At 59.1% G+C, this 24,249-nt stretch carries 22 protein-coding genes; 9 read left to right on the top strand and 13 right to left on the bottom strand.

Features of this window, described 5'->3' with window-relative positions; translation table 11 throughout:
• Positions 1-8: 8 nt before the first annotated feature.
• From JOY50_RS05315 to JOY50_RS05295, 5 genes are all read right to left on the bottom strand, one after another.
• Positions 9-1,211, bottom strand: a complete 1,203-nt coding sequence (locus JOY50_RS05315; RefSeq protein ID WP_138736610.1) for a pyridoxal phosphate-dependent aminotransferase — start codon at positions 1,209-1,211, stop codon at positions 9-11.
• 3 nt (positions 1,212-1,214) lie between these two features.
• Positions 1,215-2,879 carry a hydantoinase B/oxoprolinase family protein gene (locus tag JOY50_RS05310; protein WP_138736609.1) on the bottom strand — a complete coding sequence of 555 codons (1,665 nt, stop codon included), beginning with the start codon at positions 2,877-2,879 and terminating at the stop codon, positions 1,215-1,217.
• 22 nt (positions 2,880-2,901) lie between these two features.
• Positions 2,902-4,977 (bottom strand): hydantoinase/oxoprolinase family protein, encoded by a 2,076-nt coding sequence (locus JOY50_RS05305; protein ID WP_243054892.1) that lies wholly within the window; start codon positions 4,975-4,977, stop codon positions 2,902-2,904.
• Positions 4,978-5,136: 159 nt separating this feature from the next.
• Entirely contained in the window at positions 5,137-5,892 is a 756-nt protein-coding gene (locus JOY50_RS05300; RefSeq protein WP_243054891.1) for an SDR family oxidoreductase, read from the bottom strand.
• Positions 5,885-6,634, bottom strand: coding sequence for an SDR family NAD(P)-dependent oxidoreductase (locus JOY50_RS05295; RefSeq protein ID WP_243054890.1), 750 nt, complete (start codon positions 6,632-6,634; stop codon positions 5,885-5,887). Before JOY50_RS05295 ends, JOY50_RS05300 begins: the two co-directional genes overlap by 8 nt.
• Here JOY50_RS05295 and JOY50_RS05290 point away from each other — a divergent pair.
• Complete coding sequence (locus JOY50_RS05290; RefSeq protein WP_238343957.1) at positions 6,633-7,373, top strand: TetR/AcrR family transcriptional regulator; 741 nt, start codon at positions 6,633-6,635, stop codon at positions 7,371-7,373. The two genes, JOY50_RS05295 and JOY50_RS05290, sit on opposite strands and share 2 nt — an antisense overlap.
• 61 nt (positions 7,374-7,434) lie before the next feature.
• Here JOY50_RS05290 and JOY50_RS05285 read toward each other — a convergent pair whose 3' ends face one another.
• From JOY50_RS05285 to JOY50_RS05260, 6 genes are all read right to left on the bottom strand, one after another.
• Complete coding sequence (locus JOY50_RS05285) at positions 7,435-8,676, bottom strand: CoA transferase (protein ID WP_243054889.1); 1,242 nt, start codon at positions 8,674-8,676, stop codon at positions 7,435-7,437.
• Positions 8,677-8,760: 84 nt separating this feature from the next.
• Positions 8,761-10,059 (bottom strand): C4-dicarboxylate transporter DctA, encoded by a 1,299-nt coding sequence (dctA, locus tag JOY50_RS05280; RefSeq protein WP_138736605.1) that lies wholly within the window; start codon positions 10,057-10,059, stop codon positions 8,761-8,763.
• A gap of 39 nt (positions 10,060-10,098) precedes the next feature.
• Positions 10,099-11,040 (bottom strand): D-2-hydroxyacid dehydrogenase, encoded by a 942-nt coding sequence (locus JOY50_RS05275; RefSeq protein WP_243054888.1) that lies wholly within the window; start codon positions 11,038-11,040, stop codon positions 10,099-10,101.
• A gap of 38 nt (positions 11,041-11,078) precedes the next feature.
• Positions 11,079-11,456, bottom strand: a complete 378-nt coding sequence (locus JOY50_RS05270) for a VOC family protein (RefSeq protein WP_138736603.1) — start codon at positions 11,454-11,456, stop codon at positions 11,079-11,081.
• A complete protein-coding gene (locus JOY50_RS05265) occupies positions 11,453-12,418 on the bottom strand; it encodes a hydroxymethylglutaryl-CoA lyase (RefSeq protein WP_138736655.1) in 966 nt (321 codons plus the stop codon). Before JOY50_RS05265 ends, JOY50_RS05270 begins: the two co-directional genes overlap by 4 nt.
• Positions 12,419-12,434: 16 nt before the next feature.
• Positions 12,435-13,625, bottom strand: a complete 1,191-nt coding sequence (locus tag JOY50_RS05260; RefSeq protein WP_243054887.1) for a CaiB/BaiF CoA-transferase family protein — start codon at positions 13,623-13,625, stop codon at positions 12,435-12,437.
• Positions 13,626-13,736: 111 nt separating this feature from the next.
• On the opposite strand from JOY50_RS05260, the gene JOY50_RS05255 reads away from it, so the two are divergent.
• From JOY50_RS05255 to JOY50_RS05245, 3 genes are all read left to right on the top strand, one after another.
• On the top strand, positions 13,737-14,663 hold the full coding sequence (locus tag JOY50_RS05255; RefSeq protein WP_138736654.1) for a LysR family transcriptional regulator: 927 nt from the start codon (positions 13,737-13,739) through the stop codon (positions 14,661-14,663).
• Between the two features lie 120 nt (positions 14,664-14,783).
• On the top strand, positions 14,784-15,809 hold the full coding sequence (locus tag JOY50_RS05250; RefSeq protein ID WP_138736601.1) for an NAD(P)-dependent oxidoreductase: 1,026 nt from the start codon (positions 14,784-14,786) through the stop codon (positions 15,807-15,809).
• A 67-nt stretch (positions 15,810-15,876) separates the two neighbouring features.
• On the top strand, positions 15,877-17,172 hold the full coding sequence (locus tag JOY50_RS05245) for an MFS transporter (protein WP_138736600.1): 1,296 nt from the start codon (positions 15,877-15,879) through the stop codon (positions 17,170-17,172).
• Positions 17,173-17,262: 90 nt separating this feature from the next.
• Here the strand turns inward: JOY50_RS05245 and JOY50_RS05240 are convergent, their stop codons facing one another.
• Positions 17,263-18,171: a LysR family transcriptional regulator gene (locus JOY50_RS05240; RefSeq protein WP_138736599.1), complete on the bottom strand. Its 909-nt coding sequence runs from the start codon at positions 18,169-18,171 to the stop codon at positions 17,263-17,265.
• Between the two features lie 3 nt (positions 18,172-18,174).
• Positions 18,175-19,107, bottom strand: coding sequence for a LysR family transcriptional regulator (locus JOY50_RS05235; protein ID WP_138736598.1), 933 nt, complete (start codon positions 19,105-19,107; stop codon positions 18,175-18,177).
• Between the two features lie 167 nt (positions 19,108-19,274).
• Between JOY50_RS05235 and JOY50_RS05230 the strand changes: the two genes are divergently transcribed.
• From JOY50_RS05230 to JOY50_RS05210, 5 genes are all read left to right on the top strand, one after another.
• Entirely contained in the window at positions 19,275-20,537 is a 1,263-nt protein-coding gene (locus JOY50_RS05230; RefSeq protein ID WP_138736597.1) for an FAD-binding oxidoreductase, read from the top strand.
• Between the two features lie 17 nt (positions 20,538-20,554).
• The gene (locus JOY50_RS05225) at positions 20,555-20,908 is read left to right on the top strand and encodes a RidA family protein (RefSeq protein ID WP_063426013.1); all 354 of its coding nucleotides are present in this window, start codon (positions 20,555-20,557) and stop codon (positions 20,906-20,908) included.
• 164 nt (positions 20,909-21,072) lie between these two features.
• Positions 21,073-22,347 (top strand): cation:dicarboxylate symporter family transporter, encoded by a 1,275-nt coding sequence (locus tag JOY50_RS05220; protein ID WP_138736596.1) that lies wholly within the window; start codon positions 21,073-21,075, stop codon positions 22,345-22,347.
• 141 nt (positions 22,348-22,488) lie between these two features.
• Positions 22,489-23,457, top strand: coding sequence for a threonine/serine dehydratase (locus tag JOY50_RS05215; RefSeq protein WP_138736595.1), 969 nt, complete (start codon positions 22,489-22,491; stop codon positions 23,455-23,457).
• A gap of 157 nt (positions 23,458-23,614) precedes the next feature.
• Positions 23,615-24,088, top strand: a complete 474-nt coding sequence (locus JOY50_RS05210; RefSeq protein WP_243054886.1) for a RidA family protein — start codon at positions 23,615-23,617, stop codon at positions 24,086-24,088.
• Positions 24,089-24,249: the final 161 nt, after the last annotated feature.

Here is a 24,249-nt window from a genome sequence, read left to right as displayed (position 1 = left end):
TCGTTTGGTCAGGCCAGCGCTGCGAACGCTTCGCGCAGCTGGCCCAGTGCCTGTTCCAGTTCCTTGCGCGACGTGGCGAAGGACAGACGTACATAAGGCTCCACGCCGAACGCCGAGCCTGGCACGGTGGCTACCTTGCCCACCCGCAACAAGTAGGCCGACAGCTCGGTGTCATTGCTGATCACCTGCCCGTCCGGGGTGCGCTTGCCAATGAAGGCACTGACCTCAGGGAAGGCGTAGAACGCACCCTGCGGCATCTGCAACTTGAGGCCTGGGATCTGCGCGAGGCCGTCCACGACCAGCGCACCACGCGCCTGGTATTCTCGATTGGCTTCGCGCACGAAGTCCTGAGGCCCGTTCAATGCAGCTACTGCGGCCAGCTGCGAAATGCTCGACGGACATGTGGTGGTCTGCGACTGGGTCTTGTTCATCGCCACGATCAAGTCTTTCGGCCCTGCCGCATAACCCAGCCGGTAGCCGGTCATGGCGTAGGCCTTCGAGACCCCGTTGATCAGCAGGGTGCGCTCGCGCAATTGCGGGCAGGCAGTTACGAATGACACGAACGGCTGGTCGCCCAAGACGATGTGCTCGTAGATTTCATCGGAGATGATCAGCACGTTCGGGTGGCGATCCAGCACCTTGCCCAGCGCTGCGAACTCCTCGCGCGTGAAGATCGCCCCGCTCGGGTTGTTCGGCGAGTTCAGCATCACCCAGCGCGTACGCGGGCTGATGGCAGCCTCCAACTGCTCAGGCGTGACCTTGAAGCCTTGCACGGCGCCACAGGGAATGACCACCGGCACCCCACCATTGAGCATGGCCATATCGGTGTACGACACCCAGTACGGCGCCGGGGTAATCACCTCGTCGCCCGGTTCGAGGGTGGCGAGGAAGGCGTTGAACAGCAGTTGTTTGGCGCCATTGCCCACGCAGATCTCGTCCAGGCCATAAACCAGGTCGTTTTCCCGGGCAAACTTGTCGACGATCGCCTTGCGTAGCACCTCCAGGCCGTTTGGCCCGGTGTAGTGGTTATTGCCCGCGAGCATCGCCTGGTAGGCGGCTTCGATCACATGGGCTGGCACGTTGTAGTCCGGCTCGCCGAGGGCGAGGTTGATCACCGGCTCGCCCTTGGCGAGCATCTGCTTGGCCAGCACCGAGACGGCCATGCTTGGCGAGCTTTTGACCGCGCGCACGCGGCTGCTTTGCACGTCCATCGTCTAGCGCTCCTGAGCGGCATCAAAGCCGTAGTCGTTGCGCGCCTGCTCGGCGCTGATGTAGCCAAAGCGCAGGTCACGCTCGACTTGCTGGCGGTCGCGCTGGCGCGGATCGCCGTAGCCGCCACCACCCGGCAAGCGCAGCACCAGACGCCGCTCGGCCGGCACGAACTGCTGGCCCTTGCCACGCAGCAAGGTGCCGTCATCCAGGCCGACGAAACCTTGTGCGCCCTCTTTGCCACCCTCCAGGCCGCGCGCGGCATACTGGATGCGGTCGAACATGGCGCTGAAGCGGAAGCTGTAGCCTTCAGCCGCCGACACTTCAATCTCCTGGCCCAGGCCGCCGCGCAACTGCCCGGCACCACCGGACCCTTCGCGCAGCTCCTTGCGCCATACCACCACCGGGCCAGCGTGTTCAGTGGCCTCTACCGGCATGGTGTGCACGCCGCTTGGGAACGCCGTGGCGCTAAGCCCATCCATCGCCGACCGGGCGCCCATACCGCCACTGTTGAACATCAGCATTTCGGCGTTGCGCCCACCGGGGTTGCTCTCCAGCGGACGTACGCTCAGGTGCAGGTTCCACAGGGCGCTGGCGCCCTCGGCAGGCACATTGCCCGGCAGGCACTTGTGCAGCGCACCCAACACCAGGTCCGGCACGAAGTGGCCGAGCACATGGCGCACCGACACCGGCGCCGGGTGCTTGGCATTGAGGATGCAGCCCTCGGGCGCAGTAACTTCGAACGGCGCCAGCGATGCGGCGTTGTTGGGGATCTCCGGCGCAACGATGCATTTAAGGCCATAGCACGCATAGGCCTTGGCGTAGCCTAGCGGCACATTGATGCCGAACTGGCTCATGCCAGAGGTACCCGTGAAATCGCTCTTGATGCCATCAGGCCCGACGGTGATGGCCACCGCCAGAGTCACCGGTACGTCATAGCCATCCAAGGTCATGCTGTTGCTATAGGTGCCATGGGGCAGCGACTTGAAGCACTCTAGGGTGGCGCGGCGGCTATGCTCGAGGATGAAGCCACCGATGTGCTCCAGGTCATCCAGCTTGAACTCTTCCAGCATGTCGAGCAGTCGCTTGTGGCCGGTCTCGTTGCATGCCGACAGCGCATAGAAGTCACCGACCACGCGGTCGTTCTCGCGCACATTGTTGCGCAGGATGTTGATCAGGTCGCGGTTGACCTTGCCGCGCTCGAACAGCTTCATGATCGGAATGAACAGGCCTTCTTCGTACACCTCCCGAGCGTCCGGGCCAAAACCGCGGCCACCAATATCGACTACGTGGGCAGTGCTGGCGAAGTAACCGATCAGCTTGCCGCGGTAGAACGATGGCGACACGATGGTGATGTCGTGAAGATGGCCGGTGCCCTTCCAGGGGTCGTTGGTGACATACACGTCGCCTTCGAAGATGTTGTCCTCGCCAATATCGTTTATAAAGTGCACCACGGCTTCGGCCATGGTGTTGACGTGGCCAGGGGTGCCAGTGACGGCTTGGGCAAGCATGTTGCCGGCGCGGTCGAAGACGCCGGCCGACAGGTCGCCGGCTTCACGTACGCTAGTGGAAAAAGCGGTGCGGATCAGCGTCAGGGCCTGCTCTTCGACCACCGAGACCAGGCGGTTCCACATCACCTGCATTTGAATATCGATCAGGGTATCGCTCATGTTCTGGCTTCCAAATCAGGCGTTAGCGGCGCACGACCAGCAGGCAGCCATCAGGCTGGACCGTGGCGGCAAAGTTGGAGGTGACGAAGGTCGAGGTTTCGCGTTCGACAATGATCGCCGGGCCGTCGACGCGGGCGCCGACCTGCAGCTCCTCACGCGGATAGATCCCTGTATCGACGAAGCCGCCAGCAGCCACGTCGAACACCTGACGGCGGGCGACATGATGGGCCCGGTAAACGGCGCTCACTTCTTCGATACGCGCAACGGGTGGCAGTGGTGAGCTGGCCTTGACCGACCAACTGACGATCTCGATGTCCGGCCCATCGATCGGGCGACCGAAGAAGCGCGTGTAAGCCTCTTCGAACAGGTGCTTGAACTGGGCGGTATCGGCTGCACTGAAGGCCTTGAACGGCAGCGACACGGGAATTTCCCAGCCCTGACCGACATAGCGCATGAACGCGGTGCATTCCATCTCCGGCTCGCCTTCAGGCATGCCTTGACGCAGAAAACTCAGTGACTCCGCTTTCATTTCTTCGATCAGGTCGTTGATGCGCGCGGCATCGAATTCGGACAAGCGCACGAATGCACTGCGCACAGCTTCGTAGCCGAACGGTGCCCGCAGGAAGCCGATGGCCGAGCCAACCCCCGCACCGGCCGGGACGATGAAGCGTGACACGCCCATCTTCTCGCACAGCCGCGCCGCATGCAGCGGGCCGCCGCCACCGAAGGTAATCATGGTGTAGTCGGCAATGTCCTTGCCGCTTTCCACAGCGTGTACGCGGCCGGCGTTGGCCATGTTTTCGTCGACCACTTCACAAACGCCGAAGGCGGCCGTGTCGGCAGCGATGCCCAGTGGCTGGCCGATCACCCGGGCCATGGCATTGGCGGCACTGTCGCTTGACAGGCGCAGGGCGCCACCTGCGAAGTTGTCGGCATCCAGGCGACCGAGCAGCAGGTTGGCGTCGGTGATGGTCGGCTCCAGGCCACCCCGGCCATAGCAGGCCGGGCCAGGCTCGGAAGCGGCGCTGTGCGGGCCGACGCGAATCTGGCGCATGCTGTCGATGCTGGCGATCGAACCGCCGCCAGCGCCGATTTCGACCATTTCCACCACCGGGATGGAGATCGGCATGCCACTGCCCTTCTTGAAACGATAGGTACGGGCGACTTCGAATGTCTTGGCGGTTTTCGGCACCTGGTCCTCGATCAGGCAGATCTTCGCCGTGGTGCCGCCCATGTCGAACGACAACACGTTTTCCAACTGGTAACGGCGTGCGATGTCAGCGGCGAATATCGCCCCACCGGCCGGCCCCGACTCCACCAGGCGCACCGGGAACTCGGCGGCGCTTTGCACCGAGATGATGCCGCCACCGGAGTGGATCATGAACACCGGGCAATCGGCGCCCTCTTGCTTGAGGGTCACCACCAGGCGGTCGAGGTAGGACTTGATCAGCGGTTTGACGTAGGCGTTGGCACACACGGTGTTGAAGCGTTCGAACTCGCGCATCTGCGGTGAGACTTCGCTGGAAATCGAGATCGACAGCTGCGGCAGGCGTGCCTGCAATGCGTCGCGCAGCTGACGCTCGTGAGCGCCGTTGACATAGCTGTGGATGAAGCCGATCGCGACGCTTTCGTAGTTGCCTTCGGCGATGCGTTCGACCAGCACATCAATGTCGGCCTGGAGCGGCGCGATCAGCACGTGGCCTTTGACATCCAGGCGCTCACGCAGGGTGTAGCGGTGTTCACGATCGATCAGCGGCGGGGGCAGGACGATATTGATGTCGTACTGCTCGAAGCGGTTCTCGGTGCGCATTTCCAGGGTGTCGCGAAAGCCTTCGGTTGTGATGAAGGCGGTACGCGCGCCCCGGCGCTCGATCAGGGCGTTGGTAGCCAGGGTGGTGCCGTGGATCAACTGGTCGATGTCCGAAAGCGCCAGGCCGGCCTGCTCCACTACCTGGCGTACGCCGGTGAGGATGGCCCGCTCGGGCAGCTCGTAATCGGTCAGGATCTTGGTCGAATGCAGCACGCCGTTAACGTCCAGCGCGATGTCGGTGAATGTCCCGCCTATGTCCACGCCGACCCGGCATGATGTCGCAGTCATCGTCATATCCCCTGCTTGCTTTGTAGTTGTACCGATCCGCTGAGCGGTCTTCATGTAAGTTATATGTTGTCTTACAGGTGGTCAAGCACCCATGGATGGAAATCTATGCTGATCTGGAGGGCCTCTTCCGCGATGGTGCGGCGGGAAGAGGCCGCAAGCTCATACGGCAGTCTTGACCATCCGCCCGCCACCGACCGCCTGCGCCGTGGGGAACACTTCCAGCCGCGACACATCCACCTGCCGCGGCATCTTCAACGCCGCGAGCAACAATTGGGCAATGTCCTCGGGCTGGATAGACTCGTAACCGTCGTACAGTTCACTGCCCGCCGCCTGCATACCCATAGCCGCCTTGTACAGTTGGGTTTGCACCCGGCCCGGCGCGATCTCGGTCACCCGCAGGCCGGTCCCCAGCAGATCACAACGCAATGCATCGCAGAAAAGGCTTACACCGGCCTTCGAGGCCCCGTACACCGCAGCCCCTGGATGAGGCGCACGACCTGCGCTGGACCCGATGAAGAACAGGTGCCCCCTGCCCCGCTCGATCATGCCGGGCAGCAGCTGCCGAGCCAGGTGCAGCGGGGCTTTGAGATTGATATCCAGCATGTTGTCGATCTCGGCTTCATCGATGTCCTGGAATGCCGCACGCGTTGAAAGCACCCCGGCATTGTTTACCAGCACGTCGATGACTCTTCCTTGCAACGCCACCTTCAGCCCTTTGGCGTCGCGCACATCGGCCTCCACCGTGGTAATGCCAGGCTCGTCGGCCAAGGCTTGCAGTGCATCAGGGCTTCGGCCAACTGCGATCACCTGCAACCCGGCGTCACGCAGCGCCAGCACGATGGCTCTGCCGATACCACTGGTCGCGCCGGTGACGAGCGCGTGCTGGTAGCCTTCCGGCAATGGGGCATCAGGCATAAATGTAACCTCCGCTTACGATCACATTTTCGCCGGTGGCGTAGCTGTTGCGACTACTGCCCATCATCACGATCCACTCAGCGATTTCTGCAGGCTCCGCGGCACGCCCAAGCGGGTTGGCGGCTGCAAGCTCACCCAGGAAGCCGAGCTGCCTGGCGCGCTCGGTGGCGAAGCCTGCCGGCGCGACTGAATTGACCAGGATCTGATCTTTGGCACACGCCTGCGCGAACGATTTGGTCAGGCTGACCACCGCTGCCTTGGTCGCTGCATAATGGGCGTTCTGCGGGTGCGCCTTGAATGCGTCCACGGAAGTCACATTGACGATGCGTCCCGTTACTGCGGGTGCTGCAGCATACGGCTGCATGTGTCGAACCGCGGCAACCATCATGTGGTAGGTCCCTTTGATGTTCACCGCGTTCTCCAGGTCCCACTCTTCGTCGCTGATCTGGAAAATGTCCTGACGCGGATAAATCGCTGCGCTGTTTACCAGGCAGTGCACTCGACCCAGTTGTGCAACGATTTCGTCAAACGCTGCGTGGGCAGTCTGCTGCCGGGCGATGTCCCCCGTGGCGATTGCTACCTCGACCCCTTGGGCCGTGAGCAGCTCCTGAGCCTGCACCAACAACTGCTCATTGCGGTCGATGAGACCAATTCTTGCCGCACCTCGCTTGGCCATCAGCCGAGCTGTTTCCAGGCCAAGCCCGGATGCACCACCTACGATCACCACAGTTTGCGCTTGCATGAACACCTCCGCGATTGAGTCTTTACGTAAGATGCCTGTTGTCTTACATTTGGTCAAACGACAAAAAGGCGCAAGGTCAGTCATGCCAGTACAGAACCTACCGTCCCTCTCACTATCGGATGCTCGAGACCGGCTGCTGGAGGGGGCCAGCGCACTGTTTGCAGCTTACGGCTATCAAGCCATCAGCATCCGCGATCTGGCAGGTCACCTGCAAATTAAACCGGGATCGCTCTACCACCACATCGAGAGCAAACAGGCGCTGTTGTTCGAGCTTATTGAGTCCAGCATGACGGATTTGCTGTATGAAACCCGGCAATGCCTCAAATACGCCCCCTCAAACGAAGCGCGTCTTGAGCGATTTGTTCAGGCTTTCATTTGCTTCAGTGACCAGAACCCTGATCGGCTGGTGCTTATCACCCGGGAGGCGGTAAATCTGAGCGCCGACCAAGCCGCCCAGCTCGATCGATTGAAAGCCTCGTACACTGAGCTTCTTAGCGGCATCGTCGCAGCTGATTGCAACTTGACCAGCGTCGCTGCAAAAGCGCATGCCACGGAGATCGCGCATGCGGTTCTGTGCATGCTGTGCGGCCAGTGCCACTGGGGCTCGTCACACCACTCACCGGTTGCATTCAGGAAAGTACTGTTCACGTACGCGCGCGCAATCGTTCATGCTGGGAAAGATCTTGTGCAGGCTGGCTCTAGCATTGCGCTCAAGAGCCCGGCAGGCTCGCTGACTTGAAAAACAGGGGCCATCAATGACGATGGCCCCTTTGCTTTGTGACCAAACAAAGCGAAAACGATCAACGCAATGGACCACCCCTGCCGGATGGATCGGATGACGGCCCCGCGACCACGCCCGCGTCGTGCAGGCGTGCAATCTCGACGCCCGTGAGCCCCAGTACAGTGTGTAGCACTTCGTCGGTATGCGTGCCCAGCAGAGGGGCACCTGCTCCGGCGGTACGAGCTACACCATCGAATCGTGCAGCCAATTGCGCATGAATGTGTTCACCAACGCCAGGGCTGTTGATTCGCTCGAAGACAGGGTTGTGCATACCGACCCGCGGATCATCCTGAAGAAGTTCCTGGGCGGTTTGGTATTTACCCCAAGACACGCCATGAAGATCGAGCTGAGCGATCGTTTCTGCGAGCGTACGCTGTTTGAACCAGGCATCAATCAACGCGGCAATGACCTCCCTCCCCTCGTAGCGCTGTAACGCGCTGTCGAAATCCAGCCCACAGCGCTTTTCAGCCAGTTCGATCTCCCGCTCCAGGCCGCAACAGCTAACCAGCGCTCGCCACTGCTCCAGTGTGATAGCGGCAACCATTACCCAACGGCCTTCTGCAGTCTGGAAGTCGCGGCCAAACGCGCCATAAATGTGATTGCCCTGTGAGGGGCGGTCCCTGCCCAGCACATCAGCCTCGGTCAAAAGCCCAAGGTGAGACACCGTTGAGAATGCTACGTCTGCCATCGCCAGCTTGATCTGCGAACCCTCACCGCTGACCAGTCGTCGATTGATCGCCCCTACAAATGAAAAGGCAGCCTGGTAGGCCGTGATTACATCCCATGCAGGCAGCTGACTGTTGACTGGCCGCGCCTGGTCATCGTCCCGCCCCAGCAAGGGGAAGCCTGTCGCGCTGGCGAGGGTATGTTCCATAACAGATGACCCATCCGGATTGCCTTCGATGGCGCAAGAAATCAGGTCCGGACGCGCCAGAGCGAGCGTTGAATGCGACAGCCACGGTGCCGCCCTGTTGGTGAGGAAATTACCGGTTTGAGCGACGAGTTCCTGAACCAGTTCGCGAGCTTCAGGTTTGGTAAAGTCCAGCGCCACGGAACGCTTACCGGCATTCAGCGATGTCCAGTAGAGGCTTCGTCCACTGGCGTCGACGCGAGGCTCGCGCCGGTAATCGATCCCGCCCCCAATTGCATCCACCCGGATCACTTCGGCACCAAACTGGGCCAGGACCAAGCCTGCCAGTGGTGCCGGCACGAAGGCCGAACTCTCGATGATGCGGGTACCATTCAGAAACGGATAAGGCATGTTGGCCTCTCACTTCGATAACGCTACGCCCCGGCCCCACTACTGCCTGTGCGTGGCAGCCAGCAGGGAGGCCGGTACGTAAACTCAGCCCAACTCGCGCGCGAGTTGTTCCCGGTCCAGAACACCCTCCCAGCGGGCGACGAACAGCGCGGCGACACCATTACCGATCACGTTGATCAGCGCGCCGCCCTCCGAGATGAAACGATAGACACCCAGTACCAGCACCAGGCCCGCAGCGGGGATGACATCGATGGAGCCCAGTGTCGCGGCCAGGGTGATGAACGCGCCCCCGGTTACACTCGCGGCGCCTTTTGACGTCAGCAGCAGGATCAGCAGCAGCGTGATCTGGTGGTAGAGCGATACATCGATGTCCAGGGCCTGGGCGATGAAGATGGCCAGCACTGTCATGTTGATGCAACTGCCATCGAGGTTGAAGCAGTAACCCGATGGCACCACCAGGCCCACTGTGGACTTCTCGCAGCCCAGTTTCTCAAGTTTGGTCATCAAACGCGGCAGCGCAGACTCCGAAGACGAGGTACCGAGCACCAGTACCAGTTCTTCCCTGATGTATTTGAGGAACTTCCACAGGCTGAAGCCCGCCAGCCGCGCTGCGAGGTTGAGCACCACGAACACGAAAACCAGGCCTGTGACGTAGTAGCAGATCAGCAGGTGCCCGTAGGCCGCCAGCGAGCCGATACCGTACTTGCCTACGGTGAATGCCATGCCACCGAACGCCCCAAGCGGTGCCACGTACATGACGATTTTCAACATCCGGAAGAACGCTTGCGCTACCAGGTCGATCGTCGCAAGCAGCGGTTTGCCGATGGGGCCCAACAGTTGCAACCCAAACGCGAACAACACGGAAATGAACAGTACCTGCAGGATTTCTCCATCAGCGAAAGCACCGAATACCGTGGTAGGCACGATGTGCGTCAGGAAGCCGACCACGCTTTGGTCGTGCGCCGCCTTGGTATAACCGGCAATGGCAGTGGCATCCAGCGTCGCCGGATCGATGTGCATGCCAACGCCTGGCTTGAACAGGTTTACCCCTATCAAACCGATGATCAGCGCCAAGGTGGTCAAGACCTCGAAATACACCAGAGACTTGAAACCGATACGGCCGATTTTCTTCAAGTTCTGCATGCTGGCGATGCCACTGACAACCGTGCAGAAGATGATCGGCGCAATCAACATCTTGATCAGCTTGATGAATGTGTCGCCTAGCGGCTTCATCTGTTCGCCCAAGCCGGGGCTGATGTGCCCCAGCAGGATACCCAGCAAGATCGCCGCAAGAACCTGCACATAAAGGTGGTGATAAAACGGCTTGCGTTTCAACCCCGGAACGGCAGGTATTTCGGATGAAGAGCTGATTGTTTTTGTCATGGCGCTCTACCTATTCAAGTTGTCTGTACACACGTGCTTTCAGGAGACCACGTTAATTGCCTTCCCAGCGGCGAAGGATTCGATGTTGCCAAGCAAGATCTCTTTGAGGCGGGATACGCTGCTCTGGCTGGCCCAACCCACATGAGGCGTGATGATCAGATTGTGCAGTTGGCTGTGCAGGTAGGGGTGTTCAGCGCGAGGCGGTTCGCCATCGAGTACATCAAGCGCAGCGCCGCCGAGCTGACCTGAATGCAGTGCATCGAGCACCGCTTGCTCCTCAACAAGAGGCCCGCGTGCTGTATTGATCAACAAGGCACCAGGCTTCATCTGAGCGATTTGCGCTGCGTCTATCAGATGATGGGTTTGCGCTGTCAGTGGGCAGTGCAACGAAATGGCATCTGCCTGCCGCAGCATGGCTTCAAATGCCACATAGCCTTCGCGGACAGTGCTCGCACCGCGGTGTTCGGCAAAGATCACCTTCATACCCAAGGCAGAAGCCAGGCGCGCTACCCTGCTGCCGATGTCGCCCCGCCCCACGATACCGAGGGTAGAGCCTTCAACGTCCAGGATCGGCGTGCCGTGCACGCAGAAATGATTGGAGGTAGGCCAGTGACGAGACGCTGCATCACGGTACTCGAAAAGGTGCCGGCGCAGTGCAAACAGCGATGCGATCACCGCTTCGGCCACACTCACCGCCGAGTAAGCAGGCGCGTTGCACACGGTAATGCCCAAATCCCTGCACGCCGCAATGTCGATGCAATCGTAGCCAGTTGCGGCAACGCAGATCAGCTTCAACCCTGACAACTGCTCAAGTTGGGCTCGCCCCAGCTTCACCTTGTTGGTAATGGCCACTTGCGCATCGGCAAGCGCAGAAACGACCTGTTCGGGGGCGGTGCTTTCACGTACTGTCCAGTGGCTGGCGAGTGCTGGGCGTTGCAGGGCAGACGGCAGGCTGGCACCGTCGAGGAATACGATGTTCATGGTGTACCTCTTGTTATTGTGTTTGATCGCAAGCCAGGTCACAGCAGCTCGGAAATCTCGATCAGGTTCAGGTCTGGGTCGCGCACGTAGACAGAGCGGATAGGCCCGGTCGCACCGGTTCGCTGAACTGGGCCTTCGATGATTGGCCAGTTCTGGCTTTCCAGATGCGCAACCACCTGTTTCAGGTCAACACTTGCGATGAAGCACAGGTCCAGTGCGCCGGGAACCGGCAAATGGGCCTTGGGCTCGAACTCATGCCCGCGGACATGAACGTTGATTTTCTGGTTGCCGTAACAGAAAGCCAGGCGACCTGCGCCAAACGTCTCCAGGCGCATACCCAGCACGCGGACGTAAAAGTCTTTACACGCGTCAACATCGAAAGTGGTCAGTACCAGATGGTCCAGGTGGTCAATCATTTGGCCACCTCCGCTACAGCCGACACGACTTGCCTGGACAAGTTGTGAACATGTTCCGGGATCGGATGCAGATCCAGGCGTTTGCCCGCCCTGAGAATCTGGCTGGGCGTTGCGTGCCCGATCAACCCCGGCAGGCGCGCGGAGGCAGCCAGAATCAGGTCGAGGTCAACGCCCGTGTCGTACCCCATCAGGTCGAGCATGTGCACCAGGTCTTCAGTGCACACGTTACCGCTGGCACCTGGCGCGTAAGGGCAGCCACCCAAGCCGCCGAGCGAGGCGTCGAAACGGTCGATGCCAGCTTCAAGCGCGGCCAGCGTATTGGCCAGTGCCATGCCGCGGGTATTGTGAAAATGCAGTGTCACCTGCAGTTCGGGGAACCGCTTGAGCACTTGCGCCGACAAGGTCTGAACCTGAGAAGGGTATGCCATGCCAGTGGTGTCACAAAGCGTGACGCCGCGCACCCCCAGGTCTGCAAAGCGCGCAACCCAGTCCAGCACTTCAGCGGCAGGTACATCGCCCTGCATGGGGCAGCCGAATACCGTAGAGAGTGAAACATTCACGGCAACAGGACCTTGGCCGATGACGGAAACCACTTCCTTGAGTTGAGCGAAGGAGTCCTCACGGGCCATACGCAGGTTGGACCTGTTATGTGGCTCACTGACCGACATCACCAGATTGGCTTCGTCGATACCGCAGCCCAATGCCCGCTCGGCGCCGCGAACATTAGGCACCAACACGGTATATTCAACCCCAGGCTGGCGAGTGATGCCCTGCATGACTGCTTCTGCGTCGCGCAGCGCAGGAATGGCCTTGGGCGAGGTGAAGGACGTCACCTCGATTTTGGCGAAGCCGCACTGGCTCAGCGCGTCGATCATTGAAATCTTGTCGGCCGTTTCGATGAAGGTGGCTTCGTTCTGAAAGCCGTCCCGAGTGGCGACTTCCTGCATAAATAGACGTTTCATCAGGTTACTCCGCATTTCAAATAATGCCGCGCGCACGCCATTGGTCACGCGTGTGTGCATCGACGCCGCAGGCATCGAGCACCTCGTCGGTATGCTCACCCAAGGTCGGCGCCTTCGAACGCAACTGCCCGGGTGTGGAAAGGAGCTTGGGCACGATGCCTGGCAAAGTGACCGGCGTGCCGTCTTCCAGCGTGCTCGCGAGCAGCATGTCACGCGCCTGGTAATGGGGGTCGCTGGCAATGTCGGCGGCATCGTAGATCTTGCCGGCGGGAATCCGCGCCTCGTTCAACGCTTCCAGCACTTCATCCAGTGAGCGTTCGGCAGTCCAGGTTGAAATGGCGGCGTCGATACGCGCTACATGCCGGACGCGGCCATCGTTCTGCTCAAGTTCAGGGTCATTGGCAAGGTCCAGGCGATCGATCTTTTCCATGAGGCGACGGTAGATGCTGTCACCGTTGCCGGCGATCAGTGCGTACTTTCCATCCTTGCAACGGTAGGCGTTTGTAGGGGCAATACCGGGCAAACTGCTCCCCGCTGGTTGGCGAATGGACTGGAACACCGAGTATTCGGGGATAAGGCTCTCCATCATGTTGAACACCGACTCGTACAGCGCAACATCCACCTGCTGCCCTTGGCCGTTGTTCTGCTCGCGATGGCGCAGTGCGAGCAGCACACCGATGACCCCGTGCAGCGCAGAGAGCGAGTCACCGATTGACACGCCAACCCGCACTGGCGTGCGCCCGGGCTCACCGGAAAGATGGCGAAGCCCGCCCATCGCCTCACCTATCACACCGAAGCCGGGCAAGTCACGATAAGGCCCGCTTTGCCCGTAGCCGGACACCCGAAGCATTACCAGACGAGGGTTGATTTCGCTCAGCACATCCCATCCCAGGCCCCATTTTTCGAGAGTGCCCGGCCGGAAGTTCTCGATCAATATGTCAGCGTCTGCGACAAGACGCTTGACCACCTCGTGCGCCTCGCCCTGGCGCAGATCCAGCGTAACGGAGCGCTTGTTGCGCGACTGGGATGCCCACCACACAGATGTGCCGTTGTGCAGCATGCGCCATTTGCGCAGGGGGTCACCGGTGACCGGGGGCTCGATCTTGATTACCTCGGCACCGAATTCGGCGAGGATTTTGGCAGCAAACGGACCAGCAATCAGCTGCCCCATTTCGATGACCTTGATGCCTTGCAATGGGAGGGTCATGGCGTCATCCGCTCTTGTTGGTTGTTATGACCGGATGATTACGCTCATTGCCGATAATGAAAATTGCGAAATTCTCCATTACCCTTTCCGAAATCGAAAGCCTTGGAGCTTGTGATGAACCTTCTACACGTTGATTTGTTATCCCTGCGCCTGCTGGTCTTCGCTGCAGAAACGCTCAACCTGACTCAAGCGGCCCATCGCGCGAACATGACGCTTTCTACGGCAAGCAAGCGCCTGGCAGAGTTGGAGCGCATCACTGACTGTGCGTTATTCGTACGCCTGCCACGCGGGGTTGCGTTGACCGCAGCAGGCCGAGGCATTGCCGACCACGCGCGTCATATCCTCGAGAGCGTCAACCGCATGGCGTGTGACGCCAATGACTTTGCCATGGGGGTGCGCGGGCACGTTCGCCTCACCGCCAACACCTCGGCAGTCGTCCAGTTCCTGCCCCAGGACCTGGCTTGCTACCTCGCCGACAACCCGCATGTACGTATCGGCATGGAAGAAGCACTAAGCGATGACATTGTCGACGCCGTATCCAATGGCAGGGCTGATATCGGGATTTTCGCCGACAACGTTGCGTCTGAGGGGCTGCTCAAGCGGGTCTACCGCCGTGATCAGTTGGTGCTGCTGGTGCCCAACGACCACCCGCTTGCCGGGTTGCAACAGATTGCCCTTGCGGATGCGCTGGACTTCGACTTCGTTGCACTGAACCAAGGGAGTTCGCTGCTGCGACGCCTTACGGATGCAGCAGTGGCCAACGGCAAGATGCTCAAGGTGCGCATTCAGGTCAGCAGCTTCGACGGTATTTGCAGGATGATCGAAGCAGGCCTGGGTGCGGGTGTGCTGCCCCTTGCGTCGGTGCGCAAAGCGTTGCTGGGAACGCAGATACACGCGATCAGGCTCACCGATGATTGGGCCAGGCGCACCCTTTATGTGGGGGTGGCGAATGAAGCGCAACTTTCACCTGAAGCGGCCAAGCTCTTCGATTACCTGGCAAGAATGGAAAGCAGCGAGGCCACGACGACGGGTGAATGAGTAATTCCCATACTCTGAGATACGCGCGCATAACGACGAACTGCGGCATTGCGACAGGTAATGATTCTTCACATGCTCTAGTCATTCCACTTCTTCCAACAACAATCAAGGGAATGCAACGTGAAAGTATTCATTACAGGTGCTACCGGTCGTGTAGGCAGTGAAGTTGCCAAAGCGCTGATTCAGCGAGGGCACGTCATCAGCACCGTTGTGCTGCCGGGCGATCCCAACCTGGGCAAGGCCCAGGCGGCTGGTATCCAGTGCACTGTCGGTAATCTTGCCAACCGCGATGATGTTCGCCAAGCCATGGAGGGCGCCGGGGCGGTTTTCCACCTGGCTGCACTCATCTCGTTTCGTAGCGAAGACCGCGACCGCCTATGGGCAGCCAATGTCACGGGAAGCTATAACGTTTTCGATTGCGCGGCCCAGCAATCCTCGCTCGACACCGTGCGGCTGATCTTCGCTTCCAGCGACCAGGTTTACCCGACTCGCTTCGCCCGTTACAGGCCGGTGGATGAACATCATCCGCGCGAGCCGTACAGCTTTTACGGAATGACCAAGTTGCTGGGGCAGGACATGCTCGACTTCTTCGCCAGAACTCACTCGAATCTGCTGGTCAGCACAGCTGTCTTTTCGCATATTGAAGCGGCAGCTGAAGTCATCGACCCTAATGGGGAATACTCCCGCCCGGCCTTTTCTCTGCAGGGGCGAATAGACAGCCTGCGCGCTGCCAGCAGCCACAACGCCAACTCGGCAGCCAATGATGTTCAGCGCTTGCTGGATGTGCTGGAGCCGCTGGCCGGGGATGATGACCCCCTGCTGCTGGCCCGTGATGCCAACGGTCATGCTCACACCCAAGAGTTGACGGACGTGCGCGATATCGTGGATGCGCTGCTGCTGATGCTCGACAAGCCTGCAGCGGTCGGCGAAACCTTCAACCTCGCGCCTCCTAGCCTGGTAAGCCTGGATACCTTTATCCCATACCTGGCGCAAGCAACCGGCCGCCGCTACGTGGAGGCCAACCTGCCTGCCGAGCTCGGCCAGCCGCACAGCACGGCTGCAAAAGCCAGGGCGATCCTTGGCTGGGCTCCGCGCTTCAGCCTGTTCGATATGGTCGACGATGCAGTCCAGGCGCAAAAGCGCTAACCCTCCCGGCACCACCCAACCCGCGCAGCGGATCCTCGGCTGCGCGCGCTTTCACAGGCGAGCCCTCATGAATAAAAATAAAAGCCACTATCGCTGGTTCATTGTGACCATGCTATTCATCGCCATGGTCATCAACTACATGGATCGCGCAGCACTGTCAGTAGCGATGCCGTTCATAACCAAAAGCTTCGAACTGACGCCCAGCGAAAAAGGCATGGTCTTCAGTGGATTTTTCATAGGTTACGCCGCCTTCAACTTTATCGGCGGTTACCTGGCCGACAGGTATGGGCCCAAACGCGTATTTGTCTATGCCATGTGCATCTGGTCAGGCCTGTGCGCACTGACAGCGTTGGCTTACAGTTTCTGGACGCTATTGATCATCCGGGCATTGTTCGGTGTCGGTGAGGGCCCGGTGCCTACCACGGCGAACAAGGTCGTGAACAATTGGTTCCCGATCCGCGAGCGCGCTCGAGCAGTGGGAATTAACCAGGCGGGTGGGCCGCTGGGTGGCGCTTTGGCGGGCCCTGTGATCGGATTTCTTGCCATATCGCTCGGCTGGCAGATTTCATTCGTGATAGTGGGCGCCATCGGCGTGCTGTGGGCCATCGCGTGGAAGTTCATCGCCACCGACAACCCTGCCGACCATAAGCGGGTGAGCCCGCAGGAGCTCAAGGACATTCAGGCTGGCCGAGACATCATCGTTGAAACAGACCAACCGCTCAGCAAACCTACTTTACGTTCAGTGCTGATGCGGCCCGCGGTACTTTGCACAGGCTTCTCACTGTTCTGCTACAACTACACGCTTTACTTCTTCATGACCTGGTTCCCCAGCTATCTGGTAGACACCAAAGGCGTCAGCCTGCAACAGATGAGTTGGATCACTGCATTCCCATGGCTTGTGGGCGCGTGCGGTATGGCAGCAGGGGGCTTCCTGATTGACAAGATCTACCAGAAAACCGGACGCCAACTGTTCTCCCGCAAGGTGGTGCTGGTCACATGCCTGACACTGGCGGCAGCATGTATTGGCCTGAGCGGGCGTTCTGAGTCCGTGCAGTGGGTAGTACTGTTCATGTCCGTGGCAATCGGCTTTCTGATGCTGACGGCTTCCGCTTATTGGGCACTGATTCAGGATACCGTACCGAGCTACTACGTTGGCACGGCAGGAGGATTGATGCATGGCATGGGCAACTGTGCCGGCCTGTTCGCACCGACCCTCACCGGGGTCATCATTCAGGCAACCGGCACCTATAGCGCAGCATTCGTATTGACCGGCGTGCTGGGCGTTGCCGGTGCACTGGCTGTATGGGGCTTTGTGAACGAACAAAAGCATCCAGAGCGACAGCCAGCCCTGTCCGCGCAGTGAGCCAGGCTCAAGCCATCGTCAACCGTTCGAGCAAGTCCACAGGCTGCAGGTAAACGCTGGTCGTGCAACAACCAGCGTTTACCTGCAGCTTCACTTTTCGTTAACAATGCTGGTGCCGTAGGATTTGGCGCAGTCCCGTGCCAAAGCACCTAGCGTATACCCCAACGCTTGCTGGTCATGCTTCATGAATGCGAGATGGTAATCCACCGGGGTGGCCCCTGTGGCCAGCGTGACTTCCTGGTACAAGCCACACGCAATATCTTCCTCGAACAACACCTTTGGTATGCAACTCACTCCCACCCCCGCCCGTATCAGCGCAGCGAGCGCGAACAGGCTGTTACTCCCGTACACCTTGGTAAACTCAACACCTGACTGCGCAAAAAGTTGCTCCAGCCGTGTAGTGATCCCTGACTGTGGCCCTTGCACGATCACCGGCAGTCGCGCGAGTTCGCTGACAGTAACAGGCACACCTGCCTCAAAAGAACCGGGGGGCGCCAGCCAGGCAAAGTCAACCGAATCGATCAGCAGCGACTCCATCTCGGGCGAAACGTAATCCACCGGCACGACGATCAGGTCAAGCTCACCCGTCATCATCTTTTGTTGCAGCCGCGCGGAAATATCAACGTCTGGAAGCAGGGAAATGTGCGGGTAGATAACCCGCATTTGTTGAACAAAGCCCGAGAACCAGGTGAGCGTGGCCAATTCGGAAAGGCCGATTCTGACCGTTCTCATGGTTCGCTGAGCCGACGTGCGCATTTCATCCAGCTGCTGCAAGCTCTCCAGCACGGCACCCGCGGCGACAAGGAGCTCTTCCCCCTTGCTCGTCAATGACGATTTCTGCGCATTGGAATCGAATAGCGGTACCGACGCCTGTTTTTCCAGCTCCTTGATGCGTTTGGTTGCAGCTGACTGCGTGATGAACAGCTTTCCGGCAGCACGCTGCAGCGTGCCCAGCTTGATCGTCCAGTAGAACGCCTCAATTTGCTTTATGTTGGACATGCTTCATACCTCCCGCGGGACATCAATCCCGAACGACATGCTCACCGTCCCTGCAGAGCTGCACACTTCACCAATGATTTCTGAAATACGCCGCAATACCGGAGTGAAGGAGTCTGAGCGCGCGGCGACGACGTAGGGAATACACGGCGGCTCCGGGTGCATCTGCAGCTCAATCAATTGCCCGTTTCGGACACAGCTGGCGGCGATCATGGGCGGGATGAACGCAACACCGAGGCCGGAGATGGTCAAGCCGAGCATGGCGACGATGCTGTTGCACGACATCTGATTGAGGGGTTTGACATTGTTGGCCTTCAGCCACTCGCTGACCAGCAAGCCAGAGCCCGATTTTTTGCCTTCGAACAGCAGCGTGTGGCGCTCGAAGAGCGTGATATCGACGTTCTCCCGATCAAGCTTCAAATCAGCGGAACAATAAAGCCGATTCGCAACGGCTTGTAGCGGTCGTTTGACCAGCCCTTCCTGCACGAAGGCATCCGGAAGCACGACGACATCCAGGCGCCCGGCAAGCAGCAGGTCCTTCAAGCCTGCGCTCATCTCGACAACCGGTTCAACGACGATTTGTGGATACTCCCTGGAAATCGCCTGAATAATGCTGGACAACCAGGCTATCGCTGTCAGCTCCGTGACGCCAATTCTGAGCTTGCGTTTGACGACCTCGCTACTCATCAAGCAGCTGTCGAACACACCTCGCTGAAGCAGAACGAATCGGGCTTGCGCGACAACGTCACGCGCCATCGCATTCGGCTTGGCGGTACGCCCCGTGCGATCGAACAGATCGAATCCAAACCACTGCTCCAGCTCCTGGATCTGCCGAGAGATCGCGGACTGAGCCAATCCCAGATGCCGGGCGGCGCCCTCGAAGGTACCGTGATCGCAGACCGCAATGAAGGCTTCAAGCTGCTTGAACGTGACGTTCATTTATCTATCTCGCTTTGGAATACTTTTCCTTCAATTATTATCACTATGCCTCCTACTGCGGCTTCTGTAAAACTTTGTCCATACGCGCGCACCTTGATCACAACATCAGGCTCCTGGTTCCGGCCAGTGAACCGTCCACAAAAAGCCGTGCTCCTTAGGATTAGTGTATGCAGCAGCCAGACTTGAACGCCTGCAATGACGTCGTCGTCATCGGTGCGGGAATCGTGGGACTTTCGGTCGCTCTTCAGCTACAGCTGGACGGCTTCAAGGTTACTGTCGTCGACCACTCGCCTGCGATGGAAGGTTGCTCGGCGGGTAACGCAGGCTACCTTTCCCAAGCAAACATCTTTCCACCCGCCACTCCTGACCTGTTGCTCAAGTTACCTAAGCTTCTGTTGGATAAAGAAGGACCTCTGGTTATCAAGCCCAGCTACTTCGGCAAGATGATTCCATGGTCGATGCGAGCCGTTTCGGCACTGAAGCCTGCACCCTACGCCAAGACCGTGGATGCGCTGGCTAGTTTGATAACCCGCTCTCAGGCCTGTCTTGCCGAGCTCGCGAGCAAAGCTGATGCTAGCCATCTGTTGACGCAGGAAGGCGGGCTGATTGCCTTTCGTACTGAATCCGCGTTCGCTACTCGGCAAAAGGCTATCCCCGCCTGGCGTGATCACGGTGTTGATGTCACTGCCCTCTCGCGCCAAGAAGCCCTGGCATTGGAACCTGCGCTGACGCCGGACCTGGTCGGCGCCATCCATTTTGCCTACTCGGGGCGCTGTAGTGATCCTCAAGGCCTTGGCCTGCTCTACGCAAAGCAGCTTGAACGAGGCGGAGCTCGGTTCATTCGGGATAAGGTGCTGAGTGTCAAGCAAGGTAAGAACGCTGACTGGACGCTGATCACCCCCTCACAGAAGCTGAGCACCTCAAAAGTTGTGCTGTGCGCGGGGCACGCCTCTGATGAGTTGCTGGCCGGCTACGGATACCGCAAAGCCCTGGTGAGTGAGCGCGGCTACCATCTGATGCTGCCTTCCTCCGGTATTCAGCTGAACCGGCCGGTCGTGTTCGGCGAGCCCTATTTTGCGGCGACGCCGATGCTCCATGGGCTGAGGCTTGCCGGTACGGCTGAATTCTGCTCAGCCAGCGCCGCCCCCAACCTGCAACGTTCGCACATGCTCGGCAGCCTTGCGCAGAAATATCTCCCAGGCTTGAGCATAGACGGCGCCAACCCTTGGATGGGTGTGCGCCCCTCCCTGCCTGATGGCCTGCCGGCCATCGGCCATGTGGAAAGAGGCAACGGTTTCTTTTATGCCTTCGGGCACGGCCATAACGGCCTGATGACATCGGCGATTACCGCTAAATGCGTTTCTGAAATGGTTCGCAGGCGGGAAACGACGGTTGATCTTTCTCCGTTCGATCTGAAACGGTTTGGTTAATGTACAGGAGCAGTACCGTGGCAAATTTCACTCGTATCAAACATAACGAACTCATGAGCAAAGCCGTGCGGGCCAATGGCTTCGTTTTTGTCGGCGGCCAGACGCCTGACCAACGCGAAGAAGATGTAACAGGGCAAACGCGCCAGGTGCTGAAAAAAATCGACGAAAACCTAGAAGCCATGGGCCTGGATAAATCCCACTTGGTCAGCGTATCCATCTGGCTTAAAGATATCACCCGCGATTTTGACGCAATGAACGCGGTGTGGGCTGAATGGGTGGATAAAAACAATACCCCTTCACGGGCCACCGTCGAGGCGCATCTGCGCACTGCCGACATGCTGGTGGAGATCGCGGCCATCGCCGCCGAATAATAACGTCGTTTAAAACAGCGCCCACGCATGGGGCGCCAGCTGTTCGTTGCAGATCGATCGTCGAATGGCTTTATAAACTGCCGCAATAAATCTTCAAGCGATGGCGCAGGCACTCGGGTGCCTGCGCCTGGCATGTCAATCACTACAAAAAACAGACATCGATTATGCGCATATCTAAAACCCCGCTTGTTTGGCAAATTCTCATTGGTTTCGCACTCGGTATCCTTGTGGGCGCCGTGCTTCATCACTTCCCTGAGCAACGCGACTGGATGAATGCCAATGTGCTTCAACCAGCCGGCGACATTTTCATCAAACTGATGAAGATGATCGTGGTCCCGATCGTGTTCTGTTGCATGGTTGTCGGAATCGCTGGGCACGGTGACGGCCAGTCGATCGGCCGAGTCGGTGCCAAGACCATGATCTACTTCATGAGCGTAACAACCACCGCGATTCTCTTTGGCCTGGTCATGGGTAACCTCACCCAACCTGGCGCCGGCATGGACATGTCGAGCCTTCACCAGACTCAGGTCACTATCAACGCAGCGCCCGCCGCCAGCCATGGGATCGGCGGCATCATTCTGGGCATCATTCCCGATAATATTCTCGAGGCAATGTCTCAGGGCAAATTGCTCTCGGTACTGTTCTTCGCCGTGCTCTTCGGCATGGCACTCAACCGCCTCAGTAGCGAGAAGAAGGCCCCCATCATTGCGCTCTTCTCGAGTGTTTCCGAGACCATGTTTAAGGTCACGCACATGATCATGGCCTACTCACCCATCGGGGTGTTCGGCATGATCGCCGTGACCATCTCGTCCTTCGGTTTCTCTGCCCTGATCCCGCTCGCCAAGTTGATCATCGTGGTTTACGCCTCGTTCATTATCTTCGCAGCGGTCGTCCTGGGCAGCATTGCACGTTATGCCGGTATCAACCTGCTTCACCTGATCCGCCACATCAAGGACGAATTGATCCTGACGTACTCGAGTGCGACGTCTGCTGCCGTCATTCCTCAGATTATTCAAAAAGTGGAAGCCCTTGGAGCACCGAGATCATTGACTGGTTTCGTGGTACCGGTCGGGTACTCGTTCAACCTGGACGGCACCTCCATCGTTCTGGGCATCGCCACCTTGTTCATCACCCAGCTCTACGGCATTGAGCTGAGCCTGAGCCAGCAACTGATGCTGGTGGTGACGATGGTCCTCACCAGCAAAGGCGCAGCAGGCGTTCCTGGATTCATGTTCGTGGTGCTCTCCGCAACCCTCTCCAGCGCGGGGCTTCCGCTGGAAGGCATCGCATTCATCGCTGGTATCTATCGGATCATCGATATGGCGTCCTCGACCATGAACGTGCTGGGCAACGCGTTGGCACCTTTGGTCATCGCGAAATGGGAGGAGAGTACTCAGAAGAAGATGGGCTATGGACAAACAGGCCAAAGTAACGCCTGAGGAGAACGTGAAACACGCGTACCGCTTGCTCTCCACGTTCGTGCGTAGAACAAGTGCCAAGTATCAACCCTGGGAGGCCAAGCCGCCGCAGTTATCTGGCCTTGGCTGGTGTCCTGATACAAAACTGAGAATAGGTGACCTATGTTTTCGTACGACGATATCCTGCAAGCCCGTGAACGCATCAAGAATCGCATCGTGGAAACGCCAGTACTGTCTTCCCCGATGCTCAACGACATGGTCGGAGCGGAAATCTATGTAAAGGCCGAATCCTTGCAGTTGACGGGCTCGTTCAAAGTTCGTGGTGCGCTGAACAAAGTCATGTCATTGTCTGCCGAAGAACGCGAGCGAGGTGTACTGGCTTACTCCTCCGGCAACCACGGGCACGCCGTCTCGGCGGCTTCGAAGATTGTCGGGACCCAAGCTACCATCTGCCTGCCCTCGTTCGCCCCCGCAATCAAAGTCGCCAATTGCCGCTGGTGGGGGGCGGAGGTTGTTTTTTACGATGCCGAAACCACTGACCGTGAAGAGTTTGGTGCGGCGTTGGCCGCAGAACGCGGGCTGACCTTGGTCAAACCTTTCGACGACTACCTGGTAATGGCCGGCCAGGGCACTGCGGGCCTCGAGCTGTGCGAGTTCCTGAAAGCGCGCGACATCGAGCTGGACATGATGCTCGTCAACTGCAGTGGTGGCGGCCTGACCTCGGGCGTCTTTGCCGCAGTCAAGCATCACTTCGACAATGTCGAATACGGCGTCGTCGAACCTGTGGGTTACGAGAAGGTTGCCCGCTCCCTGAGCAGCGGTGTGCCTCAGCGTAACGATGTCATCCGGCCGAACGTCATGGACGGCATCCTCGGCCCGGTGATGGGCGCCTATACCTTCCCGGTCATCCGCGACTGCAACCCTACCCCCTACGCGGTTACCGAAGAAGAAGCCCTGAACGCAGTGAAAGTTGCCTTCAAAACCTTGAAGCTGGTGTTGGAGCCTGGGGCGGCCGTGTCGCTGGCTGCGATTCTGGCGGGCAAAGTTGATGTGCGCGGCAAGAAAGTGGCCTTGATCGGCTCCGGCGGTAACGTCGACCCGGAAATGTTCACCCGCGCACTTGCCGTTTAAGCGCAACAGCCCACACCCCATTGCGACCACGCATCGCAATGGGGTGTGTTTTTTTCAGCTAGGCAAGCATGCATTGTCGGCACCGCCGGCGACTGGCTCAACCCATACGCGCGGGGAAACCAGCATGCCAGCCTTACCCCAAGACTCGGTGATAATCATGGATACCATTTTACAACGCTTGGCGCAGTTGGGCCTGACACTGCCAGCATTCAATACCCGCGGCGGCAATTACGTTCAGTTCACGCGCCACGACAACCTGGTCTTTGCTGCAGGGCAAGTGTGCCTGGTTGACGATGTCCTGAAGTATCAAGGCACCGTCGGCGTGGAAGTTACCCTGGAACAAGCTCAGGACGCGGCGCGCCTTTGTGCGCTCAACCTTATTGCCATTGCTCATGCCGCCGCTGATGGGGAGCTGGATCGTGTGCGCGTGCTGAAAGTCAACGGATACATAAAGTGCCTACCCGAATTCACTCAGCAGGCAAAGGTGCTGGACGGCGCGTCGAACCTGTTCATTGAGCTGTTTGGTCAGGAACGTGGTGGTCACGCCCGCGCAGCAATCGGCGTAACGGCGCTCCCCCGCGGAGCGCCGGTTGAAGTTGAAGCCGTCTTTGCAATCGATAGTACGTGCTGAGTGCTGCCACAGCCTATCGCGATGCGATTAGCGCCATTGCCATCCGTTTGATTCCATTCCCTGTCGAAGCTCACCCGCTAAACGACCTCAATGCCCCCATACGGGGGTCAATGAGCGTAACTACGGCACCCTCCTCCATCCCCCGCCACGGGTGCCGGCGC

This window comes from Pseudomonas sp. BP01 (genome assembly GCF_022760795.1).
GTDB classification, from domain to species: Bacteria; Pseudomonadota; Gammaproteobacteria; order Pseudomonadales; family Pseudomonadaceae; genus Aquipseudomonas; species Aquipseudomonas putida_Q.
The sequence above is the reverse complement of the archived record's forward strand: the minus strand, read 5'-3'. Positions and strand labels throughout refer to the sequence as shown.

What these genes read in the sequence shown, in the direction of transcription:
- JOY50_RS05315 (WP_138736610.1), bottom strand. Translation starts at nt 1,211, where the DNA reads ATGGACGTGCAAAGCAGCCGCGTGCGCGCGGTCAAAAGCTCGCCAAGC.
- JOY50_RS05310 (WP_138736609.1), bottom strand. Translation starts at nt 2,879, where the DNA reads ATGAGCGATACCCTGATCGATATTCAAATGCAGGTGATGTGGAACCGC.
- JOY50_RS05305 (WP_243054892.1), bottom strand. Translation starts at nt 4,977, where the DNA reads ATGACTGCGACATCATGCCGGGTCGGCGTGGACATAGGCGGGACATTC.
- JOY50_RS05300 (WP_243054891.1), bottom strand. Translation starts at nt 5,892, where the DNA reads ATGCCTGATGCCCCATTGCCGGAAGGCTACCAGCACGCGCTCGTCACC.
- JOY50_RS05290 (WP_238343957.1), top strand. Translation starts at nt 6,633, where the DNA reads ATGAACACCTCCGCGATTGAGTCTTTACGTAAGATGCCTGTTGTCTTA.
- JOY50_RS05295 (WP_243054890.1), bottom strand. Translation starts at nt 6,634, where the DNA reads ATGCAAGCGCAAACTGTGGTGATCGTAGGTGGTGCATCCGGGCTTGGC.
- JOY50_RS05285 (WP_243054889.1), bottom strand. Translation starts at nt 8,676, where the DNA reads ATGCCTTATCCGTTTCTGAATGGTACCCGCATCATCGAGAGTTCGGCC.
- dctA (WP_138736605.1), bottom strand. Translation starts at nt 10,059, where the DNA reads ATGACAAAAACAATCAGCTCTTCATCCGAAATACCTGCCGTTCCGGGG.
- JOY50_RS05275 (WP_243054888.1), bottom strand. Translation starts at nt 11,040, where the DNA reads ATGAACATCGTATTCCTCGACGGTGCCAGCCTGCCGTCTGCCCTGCAA.
- JOY50_RS05270 (WP_138736603.1), bottom strand. Translation starts at nt 11,456, where the DNA reads ATGATTGACCACCTGGACCATCTGGTACTGACCACTTTCGATGTTGAC.
- JOY50_RS05265 (WP_138736655.1), bottom strand. Translation starts at nt 12,418, where the DNA reads ATGAAACGTCTATTTATGCAGGAAGTCGCCACTCGGGACGGCTTTCAG.
- JOY50_RS05260 (WP_243054887.1), bottom strand. Translation starts at nt 13,625, where the DNA reads ATGACCCTCCCATTGCAAGGCATCAAGGTCATCGAAATGGGGCAGCTG.
- JOY50_RS05245 (WP_138736600.1), top strand. Translation starts at nt 15,877, where the DNA reads ATGAATAAAAATAAAAGCCACTATCGCTGGTTCATTGTGACCATGCTA.
- JOY50_RS05240 (WP_138736599.1), bottom strand. Translation starts at nt 18,171, where the DNA reads ATGTCCAACATAAAGCAAATTGAGGCGTTCTACTGGACGATCAAGCTG.
- JOY50_RS05235 (WP_138736598.1), bottom strand. Translation starts at nt 19,107, where the DNA reads ATGAACGTCACGTTCAAGCAGCTTGAAGCCTTCATTGCGGTCTGCGAT.
- JOY50_RS05230 (WP_138736597.1), top strand. Translation starts at nt 19,275, where the DNA reads ATGCAGCAGCCAGACTTGAACGCCTGCAATGACGTCGTCGTCATCGGT.
- JOY50_RS05220 (WP_138736596.1), top strand. Translation starts at nt 21,073, where the DNA reads ATGCGCATATCTAAAACCCCGCTTGTTTGGCAAATTCTCATTGGTTTC.
- JOY50_RS05215 (WP_138736595.1), top strand. Translation starts at nt 22,489, where the DNA reads ATGTTTTCGTACGACGATATCCTGCAAGCCCGTGAACGCATCAAGAAT.
- JOY50_RS05210 (WP_243054886.1), top strand. Translation starts at nt 23,615, where the DNA reads ATGGATACCATTTTACAACGCTTGGCGCAGTTGGGCCTGACACTGCCA.